The sequence below is a fragment of the Streptomyces sp. NPDC060035 genome, from assembly GCF_042736635.1.
Taxonomy (GTDB): domain Bacteria; phylum Actinomycetota; class Actinomycetes; order Streptomycetales; family Streptomycetaceae; genus Streptomyces.
In genome coordinates this window covers 1-24,311 of record NZ_JBHWVO010000052.1, presented here as the reverse complement: position 1 = coordinate 24,311, position 24,311 = coordinate 1, and the positions used below count along the sequence as shown (strand labels likewise).

Sequence of the window (24,311 nt, the reverse complement as noted above, 5' to 3'; positions counted from 1 at the left end):
GCCGCCACCCGTCGAGGGTGGCGGCCGGCCCCTCGGCGTGAACGGCTCAGGCGGTACGGGAATCGGCGGGCAGCGCAGCCCGGTCACCCGGGACCTCTCCGGGCTCCTTCCCGGCCTCCGCCTCGATGTCTGAGAGGTCCCTGTGCCGCGTCTCCTTGGCGCAGACGATCGCCAGCACCGTGATCAGCGCGGCCGCGATGACGTACAGGGAGATCGGTGTCGAAGTGCCGAAGTCCGCGAGCAGGGCCGTGGCGATGAGCGGCGCCGGGGCACCCGCGGCGACCGACGAGAACTGTGCGCCGATCGACGCACCCGAGTAGCGCATGCGCGTCGCGAACATCTCGGAGAAGAACGCTGCCTGGGGTGCGTACATCGCGCCGTGGAAGACCAGTCCCACGGTGACGGCGAGCAGCAGACTCCCGAAGCTCCGGCTGTCGATCAGCGCGAAGAACGGGAACATCCACAGCCCCACGCCGATCGCGCCGACCAGATAGACCGGCCTGCGCCCGACGCGGTCGGACAGTGCGCCCCAGGCCGGAATCACGGCGAAGTGCACGGCGGACGCGATGAGCACGGCGTTGAGCGCCGTCTGCTTGCTCAGGTCCGCCGACGTGGTCGCGTACACGAGGATGAACGCGGTGATCACGTAGTAGCTGATGTTCTCGGCCATCCGGGCGCCCATGGCGATCAGCACATCCCGCCAGTGATCACGCAGCACGGCGACGAGCGGCATCTTCTCGGCCGTCGTAGCCGCAGCCTTGCGCTGCTCGGCCTGGGCAAGAGCGGCCTTGAACACGGGCGACTCATCGACAGAGAGACGAATCCACAAGCCGAGAATCACGAGCACACCGGAGAGCAGGAAGGGGATGCGCCAGCCCCACGCCTCGAAGGCGGAGTCGGACATCAGCGCGGTGAGCGCGGAGAGCACCCCGGTTGCCAGCAGCTGCCCCGCGGGCGCTCCGGTCTGAGGCCATGACGCCCAGAACCCCCGCCTCTTCGCATCACCGTGCTCCGAGACGAGCAGTACGGCCCCACCCCATTCGCCGCCGAGGGCGAAGCCCTGCACCAGCCGCAGAACGGTGAGCAGGACAGGGGCGGCGACCCCGATGGTGGCGTGTGTCGGCAGGAGCCCGATGGCGAAGGTCGCACCACCCATCAGCAAGAGGCTCAGCACCAGCAGCTTCTTGCGGCCGAGCCGGTCTCCGTAGTGCCCGAACACCAGGGCCCCGAGCGGCCGGGCGGCGAAGCCGACCGCGTAGGTGAGGAAGGCGAGCAGGGTTCCGACGAGCGGTTCGGATCCGGGGAAGAACAGCTTGTTGAAGACCAGCGCGGCAGCCGATCCGTAGAGGAAGAAGTCGTACCACTCCACGGTGGTCCCGACGAGGCTCGCGGCGACGATGCGGCGGAGGTTCGAGGGGGGTGGGGGAGCGGTTGCTGGGGCGGCCATGGGTACCACTTCCGGACAGTTGGCGGGGACGTTTCCGTGTCGCCATACCGTAGGAAGGGGCAGGTCAGGGGCGTATGTGGCGGGACACCATAGTTCGGGTGGGCGGTGTGCGGGCGGGCACTACGGGGAGGTGCTGCGGCCTGTTTCCGCCTCGTGGGGTGGGCGGAAGAGGGCTGTCCGAGTTGCACTGTTCGGCATATTTCGAGAGGGCGGTGCTGACTCCCGTGCTGGTTCGGTGCTGACTAAAAGCCCACGTCATCACCCGTCTTCACCTCTCCCGTGCTGACTTGGTGCTGACTACGCTGCGTTGCAGTCGGGCAATTCGGTGCGGAGCGGACGGCTGGCGGTTAGGTTTTGACGCGTCCTTTCTGCAGACCCGTGAGGCGCGTGTCTCAGTCTCGAAGGGGGCTGTGAGGACGGCGGGGCCGACGCTGCCGCAGGTATGGACCCATCCCGGCGGGTGGCGTCCTCGGAATGGAGACTGCGAAGGCCGGTTTGCGGCGGCGGAAGAAGGTCTGGCAAGAGGGGGCGGCACAACGCGCGAGCGAATCGGACGCCGGTGCTGCTCGGAGCGGCGGGAGCAGAAGCGGTCGATGGAGCTTTGATTGCTTGCCGAGTCAGGGTTGTTGCGGAGTGGTGTCGCGGCAGGCCGGGTGGGCCTGGTCGATGCCGAGCACGTCGTCCTGGGCGCGGCCGGTGCGATTAGGGTCGCCGAGGACTTCGCTCTGAGACCTTTGGTAGCTCAGGCTGGCGGCCTGCTGTCGAGGATCGCGCCCACCTTCATTTCGTCCGTTATGAAGTTGTGGTGGAACTTCATCGGGCGGTCCCACGAGGATATCGCACAGGCGCGTGCGGACTGGGCGGCCGGTGCTCGGTTCGGGGAAGTGCATGGCTATGACGGAGGCCGACTCCCCGCTCCTGAACTGCCGCCTGTGGCGCTGAAACCGCGGGGAAGGGTGCGCTGAGCTGCGCTGATGTGGCCGGGTCCCGGCGCGCTCCTGGTCGCGGCAGCTCGGTCCCATACTCAGAAGCGGAATCGGTCCAGCGCTTCTCTGGAAGCTTCCGCCGCACGTGCCCGGGATTCCAAAGTGTGGTCGTGTGCGAGCAGCTTTAGTAGACCTAATGCTGACCCAATGCTGACTTTACTGACGGGGTGTCAGGCGATTTCGCATCATGGTCTGGCTGGTCTGCTGTCTGTGATGAGCGGACTGGGCACCTGGGGCTGGAGCTTTTCCTGACTCGTGGCAGTTGAGCGAACGAGGGGTACTTGCATATGGCCCACCAGGGGCCGGGATCTCACCCAGAGGGAACAGGGTGTTGTGGTGATCCCACAATGGTGACCCGTCTGGTAGCCGGGACATAGGCCATGACGGGACGGTAGCGAAGTCGCTACCCATGCCGCCCAACGCGTCGTTGGTGATGACAGAGTGAGGCGGATTCGTAGTCTGCCGTGGCTCAGGCTCCTACTGGACTGACCAGAAACGTGCGCACTACCGGGTCGCGTCCCAAGCTCGTGGTCTCGGCCGACGTTCGCGGAGTGGTCAGCCACGCAGGATCCCGCCTGCTGGCCGATCTCGCCGACGGAGGGCGGGGACACTTGGGCTTCCCCGCTTGGTGTTCACGCGGGGGAGCTGCGATCTGCGAGCGGTGCGTCACCCTGGGTTGCCGCTGCGGTCGGGCTGACCTGCGTTGGACCTGCGCACACTGGAAGCATGCACGGAATGACCGTCGGCAAGACGGCGGAGCGTGAGGATCTACTCGCGGCAGCCGTCGTCGAAGCCGTCGAAGGAACCAGCGCCTACGCGGGGAGCGTCTTTCTCCGCTCCCGCGATCGCCGGTCGGTCGTGCTAGCCGCGACGTGTGGGGTGCCGCCCTCCCTGCTCGGTGGCTGGCGCCTCATTCCGGTGAACAGTCCCATCCCGATTGCCGCGGCGTACAGCTCCGGGCGCACTGTCCACCTGGCCGACGCAGAGGAGACGATGCGCCGGTATCCCCAGCTCGCGGTGGCTCTCCCGTACGCCTTCGGCTCCTGCTCCGTGCCGGTGGGCACAGGCAGGGAGACCTTCGGATCCCTGGCGATCGTCTGGGCGGCATCCCCCGGCAGCGAAGGGCTGTCCAAGGCCCAGCGCCGCCACCTGCGGAGCGTCGCCAACCGACTTGGTGACTCCCTTGCCGCACTCCGTGCCCGTACCGGCAAGCCTGTGGAATGCGACCCGGATACGATTGCCGTCGAGACCCCGGCTCCCTCGGCAGCGGCCGTGCGGGTCGGCTTGTTCCAATGGGACTTTGCCTCTGGCGCCTTCATCGTGGACGACGAGCTCTGCGCGATCTTCGGTCTCGACCCGCGTGCTTTCGACGGACGAGCCGAAACGCTTGCTTCCCGCCTCCACCCCGGCGATCTTGCCGCTTTCCGGTCCTGCGCCCGAGAGGCAGCCGTGGGAGGCCGGACCACCAGCAGACGCCTGCGGTTGCGGGACTACGAGCACGGCGGCGAGGGGTACCGCACCGTCGAGTTGTGGGGCCGCGTACCACAGGCCGACGACATACCGGCACGTACCCACCTGGTCGGCGCGGTCGTGGACGCCCGTGCCGGCCAGGTGGCCGTCGCAGCGGTCGAGCGGCTGCGGGACGGACTGTTCTCCCTCGCCCCCGACGGGCGGGTCACCTACGTCAACCACAGCGCCCTGCAGCTGTTGGGGGTTGACGCCGACGAATTGCTGGGCCATTTCCTCTGGGACGTACTGCCGTGGCTGTCCGATCCCGACATCGAGTACCGGCACCGGTCCGCGATGATCTCCCAGGCGCCGGCCTCCTTCGTGGCCTGCCGCCCACCCGACCGGTGGCTCGCCTTCTCCCTCCACCCGGAGGCGGACGGGGTGACCGCCCGGGTCGTGCCTGTCGGTCAGGCGCCCCCGGCATCGACACCATCCGCCTCCCCGCCCGAGACAGCGACCGCACCGGCGCGTCCGGGCGTCATGTATCACGTCCTGCAGCTGGGCAGCGCGCTGACCGAGGCGGTCACCGCCCACCAAGTCTGTGAAGTCGTCGCCGACCAGTTCCTGCCTGCCTTCGGAGGCCAGCGGCTGGCAATCTATGTGGTCCGCGACGGAACGATGCACCTGCTCTTTCACACCGGCGGCCACGAAGACTTCCTCGAATGGCTGGAGGGCGTACCGCTGCACGCCCGCCTGCCCGGTACGGAGACCCTGACGTCCGGCATTCCGCTCTTCATCGAGTCGCAGCAGGCTCTATCCCGGGGCTATCCGGGCATCCCCACGGGCGAGGTGAGTTCCTGGGCGTATCTGCCACTGATCGCCTCCAGCCGCCCTGTCGGCACCTGCGTCCTCGGCTTCGACGAGATCCATCCGTTCACGGAGAAGGACCGCGGCGTCCTGACCGCTATCGCCGGGCTGATCGCCCAGGCTCTGGAACGAGCGCGGCTCTACGACTCGGAGTTCGCCCTCGCGCGCGGCCTGCAGCAGGCGCTCCTGCCGCACCGGCTCCCGATAGTCCCGGGTATCCATACCGTGGTGCGCTATCTGCCCGGCACCAGCGGAATGGACATCGGCGGCGACTGGTACGACGTCATCCCCACCGACAGTGGAGTCTGTCTCGTCATCGGAGACGTGGAGGGGCACAGCATCGCCGCCGCGGCCACCATGGCCCAGTTGCGCAGCGCGGTACGGGCCTTCGCAGCCGTAGGGCATACGCCCGGCGATGCGATGGCGGGCGTCAACCGAACCCTATTCGACCTCGACCCCGGGCTGCTGGCCACCTGCTGCTACATCCACCTCGAAGCACACAGCCACCACGCCCACGCCGTAACCGCCGGCCACCCCCCACCCTTGCTCCGCCGTCCCGACGGGACGACCGATGCCCTTGACCTGGACATCGGACCGGCCCTCGGCGTGGAGCGCGCGAGCACCTATCCCGAAACCCGGATCGCCCTCCCGCAGGGGTCAGTCCTCGCCCTCTACACCGACGGCCTGGTCGAGGAACCCGGAACCGACATCGACGTGGGCATCGACCGCCTGCGAACATCCCTGGCCCACGCTCGTGCGGACTCACTCGACGAACTCGCCGACCGGCTTCTGCACAACGCCCGTGGCTCCTCCTACCGGGCCGACGACATCGCCCTGCTGCTCACCGCGATCCGGTCACCACACCCTGGATGACACAACGGGCAGATCCATCCAGGTTCTCAGAGGACGTTAAGTCCGATCTTAGACCGTGTCCTATGTGGTGAGGCGAGCGAGTCTTTTGTAGCAGCAGAGGGCGGCGGCGAGTCCGAGAAGGGCCAGGCAGTTGCGGGGTTGGCGTTCGTAGCGGTGGTTGAGTCTGCGGTAGCCGGTTAGCCAGGACATGGTCCGCTCGATGACCCACCGTCGACGCCCTAATCGTTCGCTGGACTCGACCCCCTTGCGGGCGATGCGCACGCCGATGTGCTTCCCCCAGAGCCATTTCCGCAGGTGAGGGACGTCGTACGCCTTGTCCGCGTGCAGGCGTTGGGGTTTGAAGTAGCGACCGCGGTGGGGGTCGTGTCTCGTTTGGTGACCCGTGATCATGGGCTTCAGCGCGAGACTGTCGTGGACGTTGGCCGCGGAGATACCGACGAGAAGGGGCAGTCCGTTCGCGTCCGACAGGACGTGCATCTTGGAACCCGCCTTGCCTCGGTCCACGGGGCTCGGACCTGTGAGTTCGCCCCTTTTTTAGCCCTCACGTGAGCGGAGTGGAGGACGGCCCGGGACAGGTCGAGCAGGCCGGCGTCGTCCAGGCGGTGCAGGATCTCCTCGTGGAGCCAACCCCAGACGCCGGCCCGCGACCAGATCAGGAACCTGCGGTGGGCCGTCGACTTCGATACTCCGAAGCAGGGCGGCAGGGCCCGCCAGGCGCATCCGCTGACCAGGACGTAGATGATCGCGGCGAACAGCGTCTCATCAGGCGTGTCCTGCGTCCCGCCGCCCTGGGGGCGCACTTTCGAGGGCGGGATCAGCGGCTCCGCGATCTCCCACAGCCCGTCCGGAACAATCCAACTCCACGCACCCCGCCCCATGACCGACCCAACGAGCCGAACCCACATAGGACACGGTCTTAGTTCGTGGTCACTCGTTCGTGGCACTGGTTGCCGTCCAGGCTCGCTGGTGGGCATTTTCATGGCGGGTTTGTTGCATGGAGCGAGAGCCGTATCCGAGCGACTTGGCGGATGAGCAATGGGCGTTGATCGAGCCGATGATCACGGCGTGGAAGCAGGAGCGGGTCGCACGGTCAGCGACCGGCGATCCCTGGGGCTGCGATCTCCGGGACGTCGTGAACGCGATCTTCTACCAGAACCGGACGGGCTGTCAGTGGCGCTATCTGCCTCATGACCTGCCGGCCTGGTCGGCGGTGTTCTACTACTTCACGCTGTGGCGCGAGGACGGGCTCGACCAGCAGATCCAGGAACTGCTGCGCTGCCAGGTGCGGGAGAAGGCCCGCCGATTAGGGGACCCGTCCCTCGTGGTCATCGACACGCGGTCCGTGCGCGCGGCCGCGGGAGTCCCGAAGACCACGACCGGGCCTGGACGCGAACAAGAGGACTCCGGGTCGCAAGCGGGGACTGGCCCGTCGACGTCCTGGGACTGATCATCGGCGTCGTCGTGCCGGCCGCCTCAGCCCACGACAACGCCGCCGGCAGGGCCCTGCTCGACCAGGCCGCCGAACGATGCGGAGACCGCCTGGAGAAGGCCCTGATGGACCAGGGGTTCAAGGGCGAGGTCGTCATCCACGGCGCGATGCTCGACATCACCGTCGACGTCGTCCGCCGCAACCCCGCCGATCAGGGCAAGGGCTTCGTTCCGCAACCGAAGAGATGGGTGGTGGAGCAGGTCAACGGCACGTTGATGTTGCACCGGCGTCTGGCCCGCGAGTACGACCACCGGCCCGACTATGCCGCCTCACGCGTCTACTGGGCATCCACCGCGAACATGGCCCGCCGCCTCACGACGCCTGCACCAGCCTGGCGCGATGACTTCAAGGCGGCCGCGTGAACGTCATCGAACTCCTGGCAGATCTTCAGGCCCGGCAGGCGAACTCCTCGGCATGCGCACCGACGATCCGGCCATGAATGTCACCCGCAGCCGCCTTGGGCGCCTCACCCCTCATGGCTTGCTCACTCAACCCGGACGTGGTCGCTACCAGAAACGGACTTAACGTCGCACTTCGCGGGCTGGGACGGCCGCCACTCTCGCCTGATCAACCCGAACACCCACGAGTCGGATACCTCGCCGTTCACCACGCAGTCTTCCCGCAACGTCCCTTCACGCACGAATCCGATCTTCTCTAGAACCCGGGCAGATGCCACGTTGCGCGTATCGGTCTCGGCCTGAACTCGATTCAGGTCCAGTGTGCCGAATGCCCACTGCAGCAAGGCGTGTGCGGCCTCCGTCGCATAGCCGTGGCCCCACATCGCCTCGTCGAGGACATAGCCCAACGACGCGCTGCGGTAGTCCGGGTTCCATCCGGTCAGACCGCACCAGCCGACGAAGGCCCCATCAGAAGCACGGTCGATGGCCACCCGCGCCCCGGTGCCTTCGTCCGCCATCTTCCGGCACATCGCGATGAAGCGCTCGGCGCGGGCCCGTTCGTTCCACGGCGGAGAGTCCCAGTAGCGCATCACGTAGGTGCTGCTGTGCAGCGCGAAGAGGGGGTCCGCGTCGGCGTCGGTGAAGGCGCGCAGTCGCAGGCGAGCGGTGTGCAGCATGGGGGTGGCCAAAGTCATGCGGACTATCTTGTGTCCTCACGGGGCGGGCAGAAAACCGAATATCCGATCCCGGTCCGGCCCTCACGACCAAGGCACCGCCTACCAGCAGATCGTGCATGCGACGACCCATGACATGAACCTCACCCGCAGCCACCTCTGACGCCAAGGCTTCCTCACCCAACCCGGCCCAGGCCACTACTAGAAACGGACGCAACGACTCCTGACAACAGAGTTGGTTGCCGTGGCAGGTCTGGTCGGTGGTGGTGCCTCTGCCGACGAGCAACCCGGCCGCGGCACAGCGTCGGCGCTGTCTGCGTGTTGCGCGCACTCTCTGTCGTCAGTAGGCGCCAACTGTCGCATCTGCGGATGGGCGGCCCTGGCCAAGCGCCTGCACATCGACCCCGCGGTCGTGTCGGCCCATCCGCACAGGAGCGGGTCTGCCGCAACGCGTACGTCACTGCTGCGTCCCTCCTGCGTGCGTTCCCCGCTATCAACGACGCCAGCTGTCGCACAGGTTCGGTCGGCGATCGAGTTTGCACACAAGGGGGTTCGGGTGTTGTGAGGGGCGGAAGGACGAGCGCGTGCTGTCCCAGGTCTGGAGTCTGGCTCATGATTTCTTTAACGGCTTCCAGCTTCTACCGACCGCCGTTGGCGCGGATCAGCTCGGTCCCGGCCTTGATGCCGTACGTCTCGATCATCTTCTCGGAGACGAGAGACGGCATCAGGGGCATGGTGTTGCGGGTCTGGTCGCGCGAGACGGCCGCGGGCTCTCTGTACGCGGCCGAGGGGGATCTGCGCTGACATGGGCGGAGCGATGATGCTCCTATTACTGTCAAGCGGCTTGGAGCCAGCCACGGTAGGCGTGTGTGAGGGTGTCGTCTCGGCGGATCCCGCGTTCGAGGGTGGAGATGGTGGCCGGCCAGACTCCGAGGTGCTGGGCGGCAGCGGTGAGAGTGAGGTTCTTGGACTGACGCAGGGGTCGCAGGTCGGCGATGACGGGGACCGTGACCGCGGTCGTCAGGCAGCGGAACATCTCCCGGGCGATGGCCCGTTTCAGGAGACGGATGATCTCTTTCTTCGTCCGGCCTGCGGCGGTCTGCCGTGCCACGTACTCGCGGGTGCGGGAGTCGCTGGACATGCGGACGAGGGCGATGCGGTAGAGAGCGGCGTTGGCTGCCCGGTCGCCGCCGCGTGAGAGGCGGTGGCGATTGGTCCGGCCGCTGGAGGCGGGGACCGGTGCGACTCCGAAGAGCGCGGCGAAGGAAGCCGCTCCGCATGCGTTCGAGATTGCCTCCGGCGGTGACCAGCAGCTGGGCCGCGGTGTCGGGGCCGACTCCGTGGGCGGCCCTCAGGCCGGGGTTGAGGACGGTCACCAGGCTGTCCAGGGCCTTGACCAGGGCCTGGTGTTCGGTGGTCAGCTCGTTGACGCGTCGGGCGAGGCTCTTCAGCGCAGTGAGGACCGCGGTGTGGACAGCGTCACCGGCCGGCCGCAGCTGGGCCAGGGCGTCGGTGCGGTCCGCTCCTTTGAGCCGGCCGTACCTGGCCCGGATGGTCTCGGGCGCGGTGATGAGGATGCTGCCGATCTGGTTCAGGGCTGCGGTTCGCGCCTTGACGGCGGATCGGGCGGCGTTGTGCAGGGCGCGTATGCCGGCGACGGTGTCGTCCTTGGGTGCGCTGGAGGCCCGCCCGGACAGGACGGCGCGGGCGGCGGCGTAGGCGTCGATGGGATCGGACTTGCCGATGCGGCGACGTTCGGCCCGGTCGGGCCGGTTGACCTCGACGACATGCTGCCCGTGCGAGATCGCGGCGCGGGTGAAGCCGGCGCCGTAGGAGGAGGTGCCTTCCACGCCGATCGCGACGACGTGGCCGTGGGCGGTGAGGAAGGCCAGGGCCGCGGCATATCCGGCCGCGGTGGTGGTGAACTCGGCGTCCGCGAGGTGGCCGCCGTTGTCGCTGATGACCGCGACGTGGAGGGTGTCGGCATGGGAGTCGACCCCGCCGAACACATTCTGGTCCGCTGTGTCCGAAGCCGCCGTCGATGTCATGCTGATGGTGCCTTCCTTGCCGGAGGGTGGGCACCGGCCGGGTGGCGCAGACAGGACATTGAAGGGGCTTCTGACCAAGCTCCTATCAGGTCATGTTCCGCCCGGCCGGAGCCATGAGGACAGGTTCCGGCGGCCGGACAGACCAACGGGAAGACAGCCCAGCAGGACGTCAGTCAGTGCCCGAGTCACGACCATCGGAACCTGAGTATCAGCATCGATGTCAGTGCCGCCCGCTACCGTCGAGGAATGCCAGGTCACTACGGAGTCCCGCTGACGCGCGACACCTTGCACGACTGCGAGGGATGCGGTGTCACCATCAAATACAGGGGAGAAGGTCGACGCGCAGGGCACTGCCTGAGCTGTAGTCGGATAGCCCGGCAAGGTCGCCGATACAACCTGACGGCAGGCGATGTGAGGGCCATCCTGGAGCTTCAGGGCGGAGTATGCGCGTTGTGCGGGCACGGGCTCGACCGTGACGGGAGTTCCTCGTACTGGCACATCGACCATGATCACGCATGCTGTGAGCCGTCGGACGCCGCTTGGTCCATATGTGGAGCGTGCGTCCGCGGCCTGCTGTGTAGCGGGTGCAATGCTCGTGGCCTTGCCTGGTACGAACTTCTTCCCAGAGACCGTAGGGACTGGGGGCGCGTGAACGACTACCTGGCCAACTCACCGGCCCGTCGCCTTCGACTTGCTGGAACGCTGAAGTTCTGCTTGGGGCACCTCGCGCATGCCGGCGCGGCTCGACACCGGTAAGCCCGCCAGCCCCAGATGGATCCTGCCAACTCGTGCGAATTACAGTGGTGTTGGCTACTATGTACGTGGTTAAAGAGACCCTTGAAAGGCAAGGTGCATCGGTGCGGATGGCCGACTATCACGGCGCGGCGGCAGAGTCCCTATAGGGGCGTCTGGCCGGCGCTCTCCTATGGCGACGCCCGTTGGGCGGCGACGTCGTGACTCAGATCCGGCGGCGGATTGACTCCTGCCCTGGTTCCGTAACGGCGCTCTGACGATGCCTGGGAGGGCCTTCCTTGTCCGCAACCACTTCTACCTGCGACCACCGCGTGTACCACGTGGTCGTTGTCGCCTTGATCTCCATGATTGTTGGGCTTACCACCGGGGTCGGCTTTGCCGCTCTCGGACAGTCCCCCCTCACCGCTGTTGCTTCCGGCGGGGCTGTCGTGCCGTTCGTCTTCTCTGCTGGCATGACCGCAGTTGCGTACGTGAAGCGGCAGGCAGAGTAGGCGACTTCGTGGGGTGGCTCCTTCAGGCCACCCCACGCCTGTCACTCGGCGAGCCCTAAGACCTGTATCGGGCGCGGGGCACGTGGGTAATGAGTGAGGTCTTGTCAGTGAGCGGTCAACCGGATAGGACTGTCCCTGTAACTGATCATCGGGCGGTGACACCTGTACATGTCGCCTGCTCGGCGATGCCATGTGCGCGGAGGGAGCGGTGCCGTGCGGTTGGCCGACGCACGGCGTGACGGCCGCCGGATACGCGGTGACTCAAGTTGCCGTCTTCCTTCGGGCCACGGGCCGTCGAGGCTTGTAGGAAAGTGGGGCAGCTCATGCATCACGCGCAGTTCACCGGGGTGAGCCGACGCAGCGTCCTCGGCACGGCGGCCGGGCTGGCCGTCGCCACGGCAGTCCTGCCCGCTGCGACTGCGATCGCGGCGGACTCCGCGCCCACCGCCGCCCGTTGGCGCAGACACGTGGCACGCGTGACGATCACCCGGGACGACTGGGGCGTCGCGCACGTGATGGGCGAAAGCGACGCCGACGCCGTCTTCGGAATGATGTACACCCAGGCCGAGGACGACTTCAACCGAGTCGAGACCAACTACCTGGTCGCTCTCGGTCGCCTCGCCGAAGCCGAGGGCGAAAGCGCGATATGGAAGGACTTGCGCCAGCGGCTCTACCTCGACCACGAGGAGCTGCAGAAGGCACACGCGCGATGCCCGGCCTGGTTGCGGGCGCTGACGCAGGCGTGGGCGGACGGACTGAACTACTACCTCGCCACTCATCCCGAGGTGCGCCCCCGGGTCATCCGCCATTTCGAACCCTGGATGCCGCTGAGCTTCTCCGAGGGCAGTATCGGCGGCGACATCGAGTCCATCCCGCTCAGCCAGTTCGAAGCCTTCTACAGCAGGCGGACCCTGCCGATGACCGACGAGGAGCGCGGCCTGACGTTCCGGGAACCCACCGGCTCGAACGGCATGGCGATCGCACCGAGCCACACCCGCGACGGCCACGCGCTGCTCCTCATCAACCCGCACACCAGCTTCTTCTTCCGCGCCGAACAGCATGTGACGAGCAAGCACGGACTCAACGCCTACGGCGCCGCCACCTGGGGCCAGTTCTTCATCTACCAGGGATTCAACGCCGACACCGGGTGGATGCACACCTCCAGCGGCGTCGACAACATCGACAACTTTGCCGAGACGATCGTGACCGGCGACGACGGCAAGCACTCGTACCGGTTCGGCGACGAGCTGCGCCCCGTGACGACGAAGCAGGTCACCCTGTCGGTACGCGCCGAGGACGGCGGCCAGGAGGAGCGCCGGTTCACGACCTACGCCACGCACCACGGCCCGATCGTCCGCGAGGAGGACGGCAAGTGGATCGCGTGCGCGCTCATGAACAAGCCCGTCGACGCGCTGAAGCAGAGCTACCTGCGCACCAAGACGCGGGACTACGACGAGTACATCGGCGTCGCGGAGTTCAAGGCGAACAGCTCCAACAACACTCTCTTCGCCGACTCCAAGGGCGGCATCGCCTTCCTGATGCCGCAGTTCATGCCGAAGCGTGACGACCGCGTCGACTATCTGAAGACCGTCGACGGCAGTAACCCGGCGACCGATTGGAACGGCCTGCATAGCCTGGCGAGCATGCCCCAGGCCGTGAACCCGAAGACCGGCTGGGCGTTCAACACCAACAACTGGCCCTGGACCGCGGCGGGGGACGACAGCCCCAACGCGGCCGACTACCCGCGCTACTTCGACCGGTTCGGCGAGAACCCGCGCGGACCGCAGGCGATCCGGGTGCTGAGCGCGCGCAAGGACTTCACGCCCCAGACGTTGATGGACGCCGCCTTCGACCCGTACCTCACCGCGTTCGCCCGGCTGATCCCCGGCCTCGTCGCCGCCTGGGACGCCCTGCCCCGGAGCAGCGCACGCAGGAAGCGGCTGTCCGCCCCAATTGCCCTGCTTCGTGACTGGGACACCCGGTGGTCCGCCAGGTCGACCGCCATGTCGGTGGCCGTGTTCTGGGGCGAGGACCTGTGGGCGATGACGGCCCAGGCGGCGGCGGACGCCGGGCTGTCCGGCTGGGACTACATGGCCGACCGCGCCACGGACACCCAGCGCCTCGACGCCCTGGGCACGGCAGTGGCCCGACTGGAGCGGGACTTCGGCAGCCAGGAGGTGCCCTGGGGTGCTATCAACCGATACCAGCGGAACGACGGCACTATCGTCCAGGAGTTCAGCGACGACAAACCGAGCGTCCCGATCCCCTTCGCCTCGTCGCGCTGGGGCTCGCTCGCATCGTTCGGGGCCAAGAGCTACCCGGGGACGAAGCGGTACTACGGCACCAGCGGCAACAGCTTCGTCGCGGTGGTGGAGTTCGGGCCCCGAGTGCGCGCCTGGGCGGTGACGGCGGGCGGCGTCAGCGGCCACTCCGACTCGCCGCACTTCGCTGACCAGGTCGAGCGCTACGCGAGCGGTGACCTGCGGCGGGTCTACTTCTATCCCGACGAGCTGACGGAGCACGTCGAGCGCAGGTACCGGCCGGGCGACTGAGAGGGCGGGCGGTTGTCCGAGCGGAGGAGGACGGCGTGTGCGTCGCCCTCCCCGGCGCCAGCGGTCAGGCGTCGCGGCGCCGCACGTACACCTCGGTCTCGATCTTCATTCGAGGGTCCGGGAGGGCGTACGCGAGCACTAGGGCGACATATCGCTCGATGCATCGGATGGCCCACGCCGGGTCTTGCGCTCCTGGGTGCGGCGTTCGTAGCACGCCTGAGTGCGGGGATCTAAGCGCAGCCGAGTGAACACCATGCGGTACAGGGCCGCGTTCGCCTGCCGGTCGCCTCCATGGTTGAGCCGACACGAGCTGCGCCTGCCCGAGGAGTGCTCGATGGGGCTGACTCCGCACAGAGCGGCGAAGGACGCCTCGGTGGTCAACCGTTCGGAGTTGTCTCGCATCGTGATCAGGAGAGCGACAGCGCTGTCCGGTCCGATGCCCACCGGTGTCAGAAGCTGTGGGGGTGGCGTTCGACGAGCCTGGTCAGGCGCTGATTCAGTTCATCGATCTGCCCGGTGAGCTGCTCGATGCGCTCGGCGAGCATGCGCAGGGTCATCTGGGTGGCCTGGGCCGCCGCGTACCCGTCGCCCCCGCCGCCGTGCAGGCCGAGGCGCGCGCAGATGCGGAACGGCTCGCGGTTGTCCAGGCTGGACAATTGTTCGCGCAGGGCCAGGGTTGGGAGCGGGAACCTGAGGCCGGTCCGCCCGCCGCAATGACGTTCCCGCAACGAGTTGCTGAGCGTCGCGCCGCGGCTGGGGCGCCAAGGTGGCAGGAATTCGCGGCCGCCTTGAACCCACCCCGCCGCGTCCGCAACGACCACGGCTGCGGGACCCGTCACGAGGACGGGGCCCGCAGCCGGTTGTTCGCCGGACAGCGGTCAGCCGCTGACCGTGATGTTCGAGCTTCCGCTGCTCTGGTATCCCTCGGTGGCCATGATCATGTAGTACTTGAACTGGCCCATGTTCATGCCCGCGCGGGCCCAGGCGTCGAAGTGGTTGCCGGTGGTGATGGTGCCGGAGCCGCTGGTCACCTTCGACTGCCGGACGCTCCAGTACTGCTGGAAGGTCTGGGTGCCTTCCACGGAGGGGGCGTTGTACCGGGTCGTCTGGTAGATGTCGTACGTGCCGCCGTCACTGGAGACGGTGCCCTTGTGGGTGCCGGTGGGCCGGTAGCTGCCCCAGTTGTCGACGATGTAGTACTCCACCAGCGGGTTTGAGGTCCAGCCGTAGAGGCAGCCGTAGCCGTTGCCCGACGGGTTGAAGTAGCCGCTGTAGCGGACCGTCCTGCGTCCGCCGGTGTTCCAGCCCTTGCCGGCGACGAAGTTGCCGCAGTTGGTCCACTTGGTGCTGTAGCTGCCGCCGCCGTTGAGCGTCATGGAGACGGAGCCGCCGCCGTCGGTCCAGAACGAGTAGTACATGCCGTCGGTGCCGGTCTGGTTGGTGGTGATGGTGGTGGCGGCGTGGGCGGTGCCGGGCAGCAGCAGCCCGGACGCGGTAGCGAGCGCGATGGTTCCGGCGCCGCCAAGGAAGCCTCGTCGGCTCAAGCCGTTGAGGGGAGCGGGGTCCTGCTGCGTGCCGTCCTGCTGCATGCATCCTCCCGATGAAGGCTGGTGGGGACCGGGCGGCTTCTGCTGCCCGCGGCCTTGCATGAAACACGGCGGGGGTCGCCCGTCGTTGTGCGGCAACGACCGACCGCCATCCCCGGTCACAAGACGCGGGGGGAGCGAGGACTCCTGCCGTTCGGTGGCCACAGTTTTCTTAGAGCCTCATGAGCCTGTCAACACTTTCGGCAATCTTTCGGAAATATGTCCTTGCCGGAGGAAGCCCTTGACGAGTACGCCTTCACTGGTCAGGATGCCACTCACGCGAACCTGGCGTGAGAGATGGAATGGAATCCGGGAGGGGCAGAACGCAAGCATCTGCATGGGTTTCGAAACTTTCGGACGGGCGTGGACGCGACCACGGCGGCCCGCCACTGGGAACGACTGCGCGCGAACGTCCTGGCCTGGGTCACCGCGTACGCGAAATCCGCGACCGTCGCCTACGTCGAGGTGCGGTGCCGCGGACCTTCGAATCCGTCAGCCTCGCCCTGGCCGACATGCCCTGGGTCAGCGTCGACGAGGCCGCGGGTGACTTCGACCTCCTGGCGTCGGTCGCCGCCGCCGACCTCCGTCCCTCGGCCGCTCGGTCCACGGCCTGATCGGCGGTCTGGACGGCGTACGGTCCACCCGCACCCGCCTCGGGATCACGCTGCAAAGCGAGGGCGGCGACTGGCGGATGCGGGCCATGGGACCCGCCGGGCACGCGGAGCTCTCCGCTCCGCTCGGCGCACCTCACGCTCGACCCTGTACAGCGCCCACATGCACCACCCCGCCCGTGCCGCAGGACCAGGCCCTCCTTGTGGCCCTCGGCGTGGACAGACGCCTCGGCTATCTGACCTCGGGGCGGCGACCGGGATGAGCGAGCACACCGCCCGTCGCCGGTTTCAGCGGATGGGCCCGGGACGGTGACCGCGCGGTGGGCTTGGAAGAAGTCGATGTGGTCGGTGCCGAGCCACGCGTCCTCGCGGCGGTCCTTCATGGCCTTGCCGGTGATCTCCTCGAGACGCCGGCGGAGTACACGGGCCGCGACAACGGCACCGGAGGTGAGAGGAACCCCGACCGCCGCACGGCCGGGGACCCTCGGTGCGTTCGGTCAGGAGGTGGAATCGCCCACGCCGTGAACCGCTCGCCCCACCTGCGGACCGCGCCACATCACAGTCACCGTGAATCGGGAAGGTCAGCGCCGCAGGGTAAGGACACCCGGCCGCCACGGCAGGCGATTGTAGTCGCCGCCCGCGTTGGGGTCCTTGCCCTGGTAGAGGAACTGCAGGTTGCAGGGGTCGATGGTCATGGTCTGGTCGGGGTTGTTGCGGACCAGGTCACCGTGGCTGATGTCGTTGGTCCAGGTGGCACCGCTGTTGGCCTTGCCCGCGAAGGGGTTGCCTTCACTGCCGGCCTGCGGGGTCCACGAACCGCTCAGGCTGGAGGCCGTGAACGAGCGGAAGTAGCGCCCGTTCGAGCCCATCGCCTCGACGATCATGAGGTACTGGTTCTGGCCCTGGGCCTTGTAGACCTGTACGCCCTCGAAGAGGTTGGCCTTCGTGTCGCTCATGATCGTCGTGTACGTCGAGCCGAAGTTGCCCGGGAAGTTCCCGATCGGCATGCTCGCCCGGTAGATCTTGCCGTTGTCACCGGCGAAGAACAGGTACATGTTCTGACCGTCGGCGATCAGGGTCTGGTCGATGGGGCCGGTGTCGGAGCTGGAGATACTACCGGTGAACAGCGGCTGCGGCGAGGACCAGCCGTTGGGGTTGGTGGGGTCGCTCGACGTGCGGTAGATGAAGGGCCACGCACCCCACTGGTACGCCAGCACCCAGATGTTCTTGGGCGCGAAGTAGAAGAGCGTGGGCGCCACTGCGGCCTGGCCCATCCCGGTCTGGCCGGCCGACGCCATGTCCGACCAGTTCGTGAAGGGATTGAACATCATCGATCCGTACGACGATCCCGAGAAGTTGGACGCGTAGACCAGGTGCTTGCCGTTGTGCACCGCTGGTGAAGTCCTTCACCGAGTCCCACCCGTTCGCCGGCTGCGCCAAGACACCCGTCGACGTCCACCGGTACGTCGACGGAAGAGAACACGTGCCGCCCGTCGGCGGGGTCGACGTCCCGGACAGGCCGGTCCACTTCTGGTTACTGCCGCCGTTGCACGTCCAGATCTCCACCGCCGTGCCGTTGGCCGTACCTGTACCCGTAACCTCCAGGCACAGCCCGGACTCCACGCCGACGACCGTGCCGTCGGAGTTCACCCGCCACTGCTGGTTCGCACCACCGGAACAGCTCCAGATCTGCACCCGGGTACCGGCCGCGGTGGCGTGACCCGGAACATCCAGGCACTTACTGCCGTACACGGTCAGCTGGTTGCTGTCCGTCAACGTCCACTGCTGGTTGGTCCCACCCCAGCAGTCGTAGATCTGCAGGTACGTGCCGTCGGTCTGGCTCGCGCCCGGCACATCGAGACACCGACCCGAACCAACACCGCGCAAGGCGCCGGTGGAAGCCGCCTGAGCCGGGGTGGCGACGAGCATCGCCGCCACCCCGGCCAGGACCGCAACCGCGGCGGCGAGCACCGCTGACGAATTCCTGAGGCTGAAACTTCCTCTGTGCATGGGGACTTCCTCAACCTTGAGTGGGCGGTTCCGGTCGGCCTCGTCATGAGGTAGTCCGGACTGTCGCAGTGAGGTGTGCAGCGGCCCGTGAGCACCCCGGCAGACCGTTCCGGCGCTGGGACCCGGAGTTGTCCCGATGTGCAACGGAGCGACTCCACGTTCGAGATATCGAACAAAGGTCGAAGTGTCGAGCAACCTGCATGATAAGGAACCGGTGAACGGCGTCAATACCTCTCGCATGTGTCGCCATCGCCGCAGAAACATTCGTCGAAGCCTCGCACGAAACGTCGCACGTCACACCGACGCGGTAGCAGGGTGCCGACGGTCTACTCGCCGATCCGCCGACGAATGGCAGGCCGCGAGGAATCAGCCCGCCCGTGCAAGCGGATCGCCCAGACCGAGCAACTCGCCGCGGTCGCCGACCTGTCCACCAACAGTCCCGCTATGGGCCCGGCAAGCTCCAACGACGACGGCGCCGGGGTTACGCTCCACCTGATATCGAAAGTTTCGAATAGGGCACAGAAACTTTTACTGTGGAGAGTATTGACGATGCATCATCAATACCTCAATCATTCCTGTCTGAGGAACCGGCCATGGTTCGATATTTCGAACCACCGCCCTGGGCAATCCGTGCTGCATGGCAAATCCGCGCACAACTACAGCTCCGCGCACCAAAGCACCTGCGCCATCCCGTTTCGTTCCGGTGAGGTTCACATCAGCGCATCCTGGCTCTTCAAGGGGATTCCGTGCTGCCCGAGCTCCGGCCCGCCCTGTCCGTCCGTCTGCCGAATGGGAGCGGACGACGCAATCCCCTGCGCTTCTCAGTCCCTTCCCTGATTTCTACCTTGGAGGCACAGTCATGGGCCCGTATGCCCTTTACAGACCCGTTGTCCGCCGGAAGTTCCGCAGCCTGCTGTTGGCGCTGGTCGTCGGCGTCCTCGGTGTGGTCGCCGCGCTGGTGGCGCCGCCGACCGCACACGCCGCCGAGAGCACGCTCGGCGCCGCAGCGGCGCAGAGCGGCCGTTACTTCGGCACCGCCATCGCCTCGGGCAGGCTGGGCGACTCGGCGTACACGACGATCGCGGGCCGTGAGTTCAACTCGGTGACGGCCGAGAACGAGATGAAGATCGACGCCACCGAACCCCAGCGGGGCCAGTTCAACTTCACCGCCGCTGATCGTGTCTACAACTGGGCGGTGCAGAACGGCAAGCAGGTGCGCGGCCATACCCTGGCCTGGCACTCCCAGCAGCCCGGCTGGATGCAGAGCCTCAGCGGCAGCACACTGCGCCAGGCGATGACCGACCACATCAACGGCGTGATGGCCCACTACAAGGGCAAGATCGCTCAGTGGGATGTCGTGAACGAGGCCTTCGCCGACGGCAGTTCGGGAGCCCGGCGCGATTCCAACCTGCAGCGCTCCGGCAACGACTGGATCGAGGTCGCCTTCCGTACCGCGCGCGCCGCCGACCCGGCCGCCAAGCTCTGCTACAACGACTACAACGTCGAGGACTGGACCTGGGCCAAAACCCAGGCCATGTACGCCATGGTCCGAGACTTCAAGCAGCGCGGCGTGCCGATCGACTGCGTCGGCTTCCAGTCGCACTTCAACAGCGGCAGCCCCTACAACAGCAACTTCCGCACCACCCTGCAGAGCTTCGCCGCCCTCGGCGTCGACGTGGCCATCACCGAACTCGACATCCAGGGCGCCTCGGCCACGACCTACGCCAACGTGACCAACGACTGCCTGGCCGTCCCGCGCTGTCTCGGCATCACGGTCTGGGGTGTGCGCGACACCGACTCCTGGCGATCGCAGGACACGCCGCTGCTGTTCAACGGCGACGGCAGCAAGAAGCCCGCCTACACCTCCGTCCTCAACGCACTCAACGCCACCTCCTCTACACCCCCGACCGGTTCTGGACAGATCAAGGGCGTCGGTTCAGGCCGCTGCCTGGACGTGCCCGGCACCAGCACCACCGACGGCACCCAGCTCAACCTGTGGGACTGCAACAACCGCACCAACCAGCAGTGGGCCTACACCGCCGGAGGCGAGCTCAAGGTCTACGACAACAAGTGCCTGGACGCCGCCGGGACCGGCAACGGCGCCAAAGTCCAGATCTACAGCTGCTGGGGTGGCGACAACCAGAAATGGCGCCTCAACTCCGACGGCTCCATCGTCGGCGTCCAGTCCGGCCTCTGCCTTGACGCCACCGCCAACGGCACCGCCAACGGCACCCTGATCCAGCTCTACTCCTGCTCGAACGGCAGCAACCAACGCTGGACCCGCACCTGACCTGACACAGCGAAAGGGTGAATCGATGAAGACCTACGGTGCGGCTTCCCCCGCCCCTCCACAAAGACATCGCTGGTGGTCCCGGTTCGCCGCCGTGGTGGCGGCGACCCTCGCGATCGGCATGCTCGTCGCGGTGAATCCGGCGCCCGCCGAGGCGGCGACGGTGGACACCAATGCCTGGTACGTCCTGGTCAATCGCAACAGCGGCAAGGCGCTGGACGTCTCTGGCGTGTCCACCGCCGACGGCGCGCGGGTCAGCCAGTGGACGCGCCACGACGGAGACAACCAACAGTGGCAGTTCGTGGACTCCGGCGGCGGCTTCTACCGGCTCAAGGCCCGGCATTCGGGCAAGGTTCTCGACGTGGCCGGCGCCTCGACCGCCGACGGTGCCGCGATAGCGCAGTGGGCCGACGGCAACGGGGCCAACCAGCAGTTCCGCCTGGCCGACTCCGACGCAGGCCACGTCCGGCTGATCAACCGCAGCAGCGGCAAGGCCGTGGAGGTGCAGGGCGCCTCCACGGCCGACGGCGGCAACGTCGTCCAGTACACGGACTGGGGCGGCGCCAACCAGCAATGGCAGATGATCAAGCTGTCGTCCGGTGGCGGCGGCGGATGCGGAAGCGCCCCGACTCTGGCGAGCGGTACGCACACGATTCAGAGCAGCGGTAAGAGCCGCAGCTTCATCCTCAGAGTTCCCGCCAACTACAACAACAGCCACCCCTACCGGCTGATCTTCGCGTTCCACTGGCGGGGCGGAACCGCCGGCGACGTCTCCTCGGGCGGAACGAGCGGGAGTGCCTGGTCCTACTACGGCCAGCAGGAACAGTCGAACGACAGCGCGATCCTCGTCGCTCCCCAGGGTCTCGACAACGGCTGGGCCAATTCGGGCGGTGAGGACGTCACTTTCGTCGACGACATGATCCAGCGAATCGAGGGCGGACTCTGTGTGAACACGGCACAGCGCTTCGCCACAGGTTTCAGCTGGGGCGGCGGTATGAGTTACGCACTCGCATGCACCCGGGCGAACGTCTTCAGGGCCGTCGCGGTCATCTCCGGCGCCCAGATCAGCGGCTGCAGCGGCGGCACCCAGCCCATCGCCTACTTCGGAATCCACGGCATCAGCGACTCCGTCCTCAATATCGCGCAAGGACGGTCCCTGCGCGATAAATTCGTCAGCAACAACGGCTGCACTCCACAGAGCCCGCGCGAGCCCGCCCCGGGCAGCCGGACGCACATCACCACCTCCTACTCGGGCTGCCGTGCCGGGTACCCGGTCCAGTGGGCCGCGTTCGACGGAGACCACATTCCCGGTCCGGTCGACGGTTCTCCCAACGAGAGTGGCGTCGCCACCTGGACCAAGGGAGAGATCTGGAGGTTCTTCGTACAGTTCCAGTGACACGCCCGCACCTGGAGTGGAGCCAGGCTGATCCTGGCTCCACTCGGTGCTCGTCTGTCTCAGGGGAAGGACGGAAGAGCTCTTCAGGAAAGGGTCCACGCCTTCGCACTGGTCACCTTGGGACAGATTTCCGTGGCGTTGCTGCCGACCGCCTTTCGTGCGACCTGCCCGTTGGTCGCCGACCCGACATTCCTCCGGCGCCGGCACCGCCCGTGCCCTTGTCCGATAAACCCGCCGCTGCCGCGGTTGCGCGTAGTCCTGACAGGGTGTGCACACATGAGGCACCTACAGGGTGCGCTTCCTTCAAAGGAGCTCTTGGTGCCCAGACGATCAGGCGGACGACTGCTCCGCCTTCTCGCGACCACCGTGCTGACGGTCACCGCGTCCATCACGTCTACCTCTCACTCCACCGCTTCTGCAGCGCCGGGCAGCCCGGCGCCCACCCCACCGCTCGGCTGGAACAGCTGGAACAGCTTCGGGTGCGGGATCACCGAGACCCAGGTGCGCCAGGCGGCCGACGCGATGGTGTCCTCGGGCATGCGCGACGTCGGCTACCGCTACCTGGTGGTCGACGACTGCTGGTTCGACCCACAACGCGACGCGGCAGGCAACCTGCGGGCCAACCCGACCAAGTTCCCCAGCGGAATGAAGGCACTCGGTGACTACATACACAGTAGGGGGCTGAAGTTCGGCATCTACCAGGTGCCGGGCGAACGCACCTGCGCGCAGACCAGCGGCGCCTATCCCGGGTCGACGGGCAGCAGGGGGCACGAGGCCCAGGACGCCACTGCGTTCGCCTCATGGGGCGTCGACTACCTCAAGTACGACTGGTGTTCTTCGAGCGGTACCCGTGACGAGCAGGTCGCGCGCTTCGCACTGATGCGTGACGCCCTGCGTGCCACCGGGCGGCCGATCGTCTACAGCATCAATCCCAACAGCTTCCACGACATCACCGGCGCCACGTACAACTGGGGCGAGGTCGCCGACCTTTGGCGGACGACCGAGGACCTGCTCGACATCTGGCAGAACGGCAACACCAACAGCTATCCAATGGGTGTCGGTAACGTCCTGGACGTCACAGCGCCGCTGGCGGCGCAGTCGGGTCCCGGACACTGGAACGACCCCGACATGCTGGTCGTCGGCCGCCCAGGCCTGTCACTGACTGAGTCCCGCTCCCACTTCGCTCTGTGGGCCCTGCTGGGCGCCCCGCTCATGGCCGGCAACGATATCCGCTCCATGTCCGCCGACGTGAGCGCCATCCTGCGCAACCCGCGTCTGCTGGCGGTGAACCAGGACTCGCTGGGTGCGGGCGGACGCAGGGTACGCGACGACGGCGCCACCGAGGTGTTCGCCAAGCCCCTGTCGGACGGCTCGGTCGCGGTGGGCCTGTTCAATCGCGGAGAGGTGGCCGCGACGGTCTCCACGACTGCCTTTCAAGTCGGCCTGTCCGGCGGGCCTTTCACGCTCACCGACCTTTGGACCGGCGGCACGTCGAGCACGTCCGGGCAGATCTCCGCGAGCGTCCCCGCGCATGGCGTCGCCGTATTCCGGGTGACCGGCGGCAGCCCGCTGGCCGCCACCACCACGCGTCTGCGGGGCAACGGCTCCGGCCGCTGCCTGGACGTGGACAACGCCTCCACCGGCGCGGGGGCCACGGTTCTGCTGTGGGACTGCCACACAGCAGCCAATCAACTGTGGACCACGTGGACGGGCGGCGAGATCCGGGTCTACGGCGACAAGTGCCTGGACGCCTACAACCAAGGCACCACCGACGGCACCCGTGTCATCATCTGGCCTTGCAACAGCCAGAACAACCAGAAGTGGATCCTCGACTCCGACGGATCGATCCGCAACGTCCACGCCGAGCTGTGCCTCGACGCCGAGGGGACCGGCACCACCAACGGGACCCCGCTGGCCCTGCGGACCTGTAACGGCCAGGTCAACCAGAAGTGGACCCGCGCGTGAACAACCGCCGGTCCAGAAGGGGAGTTTCACGATGACGAAGACAAGATCCCTTCTATGATCCGCCAGGGCCGCGGTGCTGGTCGTCCTGAGCACAGGAGGCACGGCGCCGGGCTGCGGGACCACGCCGCCCGCCCCCGACCGCCCAGTGGCACAGCGCCCGAACTCAACCGGATGCTGCTCAAGCCCCCGCGCCCCTGACCGCCGACCCGGCCGGCACAGGCCACGGGCGGGCGGAGATGCGTACCGGTCCGTCCGACTTCATCCAGTTCGCTGGCGAGCGCGTCCGTAGGGGCAGGACGTGCCAGACGTCGTCGGGACAGACGCGCACGACCTGGGGTGACGCCCCGCTGCGGCACAGCTCAGCCAACGGACTTCCCCATCTCGCCCCTTCCGTACGGTGCGGGGCCGGGCAGCGCTGCCCGGCCC

Annotated in this window: 15 protein-coding genes and 5 pseudogenes; 10 read left to right on the top strand and 10 right to left on the bottom strand. The window is 67.2% G+C overall.

Annotation, left to right across the window (positions count from 1 at the left end; genetic code table 11):
* Positions 1 to 46: 46 nt before the first annotated feature.
* A complete protein-coding gene (locus tag ACFWBQ_RS37420; protein ID WP_385508301.1) occupies positions 47 to 1,447 on the bottom strand; it encodes an MFS transporter in 1,401 nt (466 codons plus the stop codon).
* Positions 1,448 to 2,250: 803 nt separating this feature from the next.
* On the opposite strand from ACFWBQ_RS37420, the pseudogene ACFWBQ_RS37415 reads away from it, so the two are divergent.
* Both ACFWBQ_RS37415 and ACFWBQ_RS37410 read left to right on the top strand, forming a co-directional pair.
* Positions 2,251 to 2,412, top strand: a pseudogene (locus ACFWBQ_RS37415) (pirin family protein); the annotation flags it as partial.
* Between the two features lie 747 nt (positions 2,413 to 3,159).
* Entirely contained in the window at positions 3,160 to 5,622 is a 2,463-nt protein-coding gene (locus ACFWBQ_RS37410; RefSeq protein WP_385508299.1) for a SpoIIE family protein phosphatase, read from the top strand.
* A 60-nt stretch (positions 5,623 to 5,682) separates the two neighbouring features.
* On the opposite strand, the gene ACFWBQ_RS37405 is transcribed toward ACFWBQ_RS37410, so the two are convergent.
* Positions 5,683 to 6,500 (bottom strand): IS5 family transposase gene (locus tag ACFWBQ_RS37405; RefSeq protein WP_385508296.1). Its coding sequence is split into 2 segments (ribosomal slippage): positions 5,683 to 6,152 and positions 6,152 to 6,500, totalling 819 coding nucleotides; the frame shifts between segments, so codons are not numbered across the junction.
* Between the two features lie 116 nt (positions 6,501 to 6,616).
* Between ACFWBQ_RS37405 and ACFWBQ_RS37400 the strand changes: the two are divergent.
* Positions 6,617 to 7,473, top strand: a pseudogene (locus ACFWBQ_RS37400) (IS5 family transposase).
* A 122-nt stretch (positions 7,474 to 7,595) separates the two neighbouring features.
* Here the strand turns inward: ACFWBQ_RS37400 and ACFWBQ_RS37395 are convergent.
* A complete protein-coding gene (locus ACFWBQ_RS37395) occupies positions 7,596 to 8,204 on the bottom strand; it encodes a GNAT family N-acetyltransferase (RefSeq protein WP_385508294.1) in 609 nt (202 codons plus the stop codon).
* Between the two features lie 591 nt (positions 8,205 to 8,795).
* Between ACFWBQ_RS37395 and ACFWBQ_RS37390 the strand changes: the two genes are divergently transcribed.
* Entirely contained in the window at positions 8,796 to 8,987 is a 192-nt protein-coding gene (locus tag ACFWBQ_RS37390; RefSeq protein WP_385508292.1) for a hypothetical protein, read from the top strand.
* Positions 8,988 to 9,018: 31 nt separating this feature from the next.
* Here ACFWBQ_RS37390 and ACFWBQ_RS37385 read toward each other — a convergent pair whose 3' ends face one another.
* From ACFWBQ_RS37385 to ACFWBQ_RS37375, 3 genes and pseudogenes are all read right to left on the bottom strand, one after another.
* Positions 9,019 to 9,324 carry a helix-turn-helix domain-containing protein gene (locus ACFWBQ_RS37385; protein WP_385508290.1) on the bottom strand — a complete coding sequence of 102 codons (306 nt, stop codon included), beginning with the start codon at positions 9,322 to 9,324 and terminating at the stop codon, positions 9,019 to 9,021.
* 27 nt (positions 9,325 to 9,351) lie between these two features.
* Positions 9,352 to 9,474: pseudogene (locus ACFWBQ_RS37380) on the bottom strand (transposase); the annotation flags it as partial.
* A 340-nt stretch (positions 9,475 to 9,814) separates the two neighbouring features.
* Positions 9,815 to 10,231 (bottom strand): annotated as a pseudogene (locus ACFWBQ_RS37375) (transposase); the annotation flags it as partial.
* Positions 10,232 to 10,477: 246 nt separating this feature from the next.
* Here ACFWBQ_RS37375 and ACFWBQ_RS37370 point away from each other — a divergent pair.
* Both ACFWBQ_RS37370 and ACFWBQ_RS37365 read left to right on the top strand, forming a co-directional pair.
* Positions 10,478 to 10,987, top strand: a complete 510-nt coding sequence (locus ACFWBQ_RS37370; protein WP_385508288.1) for an endonuclease domain-containing protein — start codon at positions 10,478 to 10,480, stop codon at positions 10,985 to 10,987.
* An 811-nt stretch (positions 10,988 to 11,798) separates the two neighbouring features.
* Positions 11,799 to 14,027, top strand: a complete 2,229-nt coding sequence (locus tag ACFWBQ_RS37365) for a penicillin acylase family protein (RefSeq protein WP_385508285.1) — start codon at positions 11,799 to 11,801, stop codon at positions 14,025 to 14,027.
* Positions 14,028 to 14,165: 138 nt separating this feature from the next.
* Here ACFWBQ_RS37365 and ACFWBQ_RS37360 read toward each other — a convergent pair whose 3' ends face one another.
* From ACFWBQ_RS37360 to ACFWBQ_RS37350, 3 genes are read right to left on the bottom strand one after another with little or no spacing between them, the layout of a single operon-like run.
* Positions 14,166 to 14,429 (bottom strand): transposase, encoded by a 264-nt coding sequence (locus tag ACFWBQ_RS37360; RefSeq protein ID WP_385508284.1) that lies wholly within the window; start codon positions 14,427 to 14,429, stop codon positions 14,166 to 14,168.
* A 47-nt stretch (positions 14,430 to 14,476) separates the two neighbouring features.
* A complete protein-coding gene (locus ACFWBQ_RS37355) occupies positions 14,477 to 14,848 on the bottom strand; it encodes a hypothetical protein (RefSeq protein WP_385508283.1) in 372 nt (123 codons plus the stop codon).
* A gap of 57 nt (positions 14,849 to 14,905) precedes the next feature.
* On the bottom strand, positions 14,906 to 15,616 hold the full coding sequence (locus ACFWBQ_RS37350) for a glycoside hydrolase family 11 protein (protein WP_385508282.1): 711 nt from the start codon (positions 15,614 to 15,616) through the stop codon (positions 14,906 to 14,908).
* Between the two features lie 467 nt (positions 15,617 to 16,083).
* Here ACFWBQ_RS37350 and ACFWBQ_RS37345 point away from each other — a divergent pair, with 467 nt between their 5' ends.
* Positions 16,084 to 16,227, top strand: a complete 144-nt coding sequence (locus ACFWBQ_RS37345) for a hypothetical protein (protein WP_385508280.1) — start codon at positions 16,084 to 16,086, stop codon at positions 16,225 to 16,227.
* Positions 16,228 to 16,805: 578 nt separating this feature from the next.
* Here ACFWBQ_RS37345 and ACFWBQ_RS37340 read toward each other — a convergent pair.
* Positions 16,806 to 18,234: pseudogene (locus tag ACFWBQ_RS37340) on the bottom strand (non-reducing end alpha-L-arabinofuranosidase family hydrolase).
* 859 nt (positions 18,235 to 19,093) lie between these two features.
* Here ACFWBQ_RS37340 and ACFWBQ_RS37335 point away from each other — a divergent pair.
* The 3 genes from ACFWBQ_RS37335 (at position 19,094) to ACFWBQ_RS37325 (ending at position 23,885) form a co-directional block, all read left to right on the top strand.
* Positions 19,094 to 20,524, top strand: a complete 1,431-nt coding sequence (locus ACFWBQ_RS37335) for an endo-1,4-beta-xylanase (RefSeq protein WP_385508279.1) — start codon at positions 19,094 to 19,096, stop codon at positions 20,522 to 20,524.
* Between the two features lie 94 nt (positions 20,525 to 20,618).
* Positions 20,619 to 21,920 (top strand): RICIN domain-containing protein, encoded by a 1,302-nt coding sequence (locus ACFWBQ_RS37330; protein ID WP_385508304.1) that lies wholly within the window; start codon positions 20,619 to 20,621, stop codon positions 21,918 to 21,920.
* A 318-nt stretch (positions 21,921 to 22,238) separates the two neighbouring features.
* The gene (locus tag ACFWBQ_RS37325; protein WP_385508276.1) at positions 22,239 to 23,885 is read left to right on the top strand and encodes a glycoside hydrolase family 27 protein; all 1,647 of its coding nucleotides are present in this window, start codon (positions 22,239 to 22,241) and stop codon (positions 23,883 to 23,885) included.
* Positions 23,886 to 24,311: the final 426 nt, after the last annotated feature.

Bases quoted from the DNA above. Each gene is read 5' to 3' on its own strand.
- ACFWBQ_RS37420 (WP_385508301.1), bottom strand. From the start codon at position 1,447: ATGGCCGCCCCAGCAACCGCTCCCCCACCCCCCTCGAACCTCCGCCGC.
- ACFWBQ_RS37410 (WP_385508299.1), top strand. From the start codon at position 3,160: ATGCACGGAATGACCGTCGGCAAGACGGCGGAGCGTGAGGATCTACTC.
- ACFWBQ_RS37395 (WP_385508294.1), bottom strand. From the start codon at position 8,204: ATGACTTTGGCCACCCCCATGCTGCACACCGCTCGCCTGCGACTGCGC.
- ACFWBQ_RS37390 (WP_385508292.1), top strand. From the start codon at position 8,796: ATGATTTCTTTAACGGCTTCCAGCTTCTACCGACCGCCGTTGGCGCGG.
- ACFWBQ_RS37385 (WP_385508290.1), bottom strand. From the start codon at position 9,324: ATGTCCAGCGACTCCCGCACCCGCGAGTACGTGGCACGGCAGACCGCC.
- ACFWBQ_RS37370 (WP_385508288.1), top strand. From the start codon at position 10,478: ATGCCAGGTCACTACGGAGTCCCGCTGACGCGCGACACCTTGCACGAC.
- ACFWBQ_RS37365 (WP_385508285.1), top strand. From the start codon at position 11,799: ATGCATCACGCGCAGTTCACCGGGGTGAGCCGACGCAGCGTCCTCGGC.
- ACFWBQ_RS37360 (WP_385508284.1), bottom strand. From the start codon at position 14,429: ATGCGAGACAACTCCGAACGGTTGACCACCGAGGCGTCCTTCGCCGCT.
- ACFWBQ_RS37350 (WP_385508282.1), bottom strand. From the start codon at position 15,616: ATGCAGCAGGACGGCACGCAGCAGGACCCCGCTCCCCTCAACGGCTTG.
- ACFWBQ_RS37335 (WP_385508279.1), top strand. From the start codon at position 19,094: ATGGGCCCGTATGCCCTTTACAGACCCGTTGTCCGCCGGAAGTTCCGC.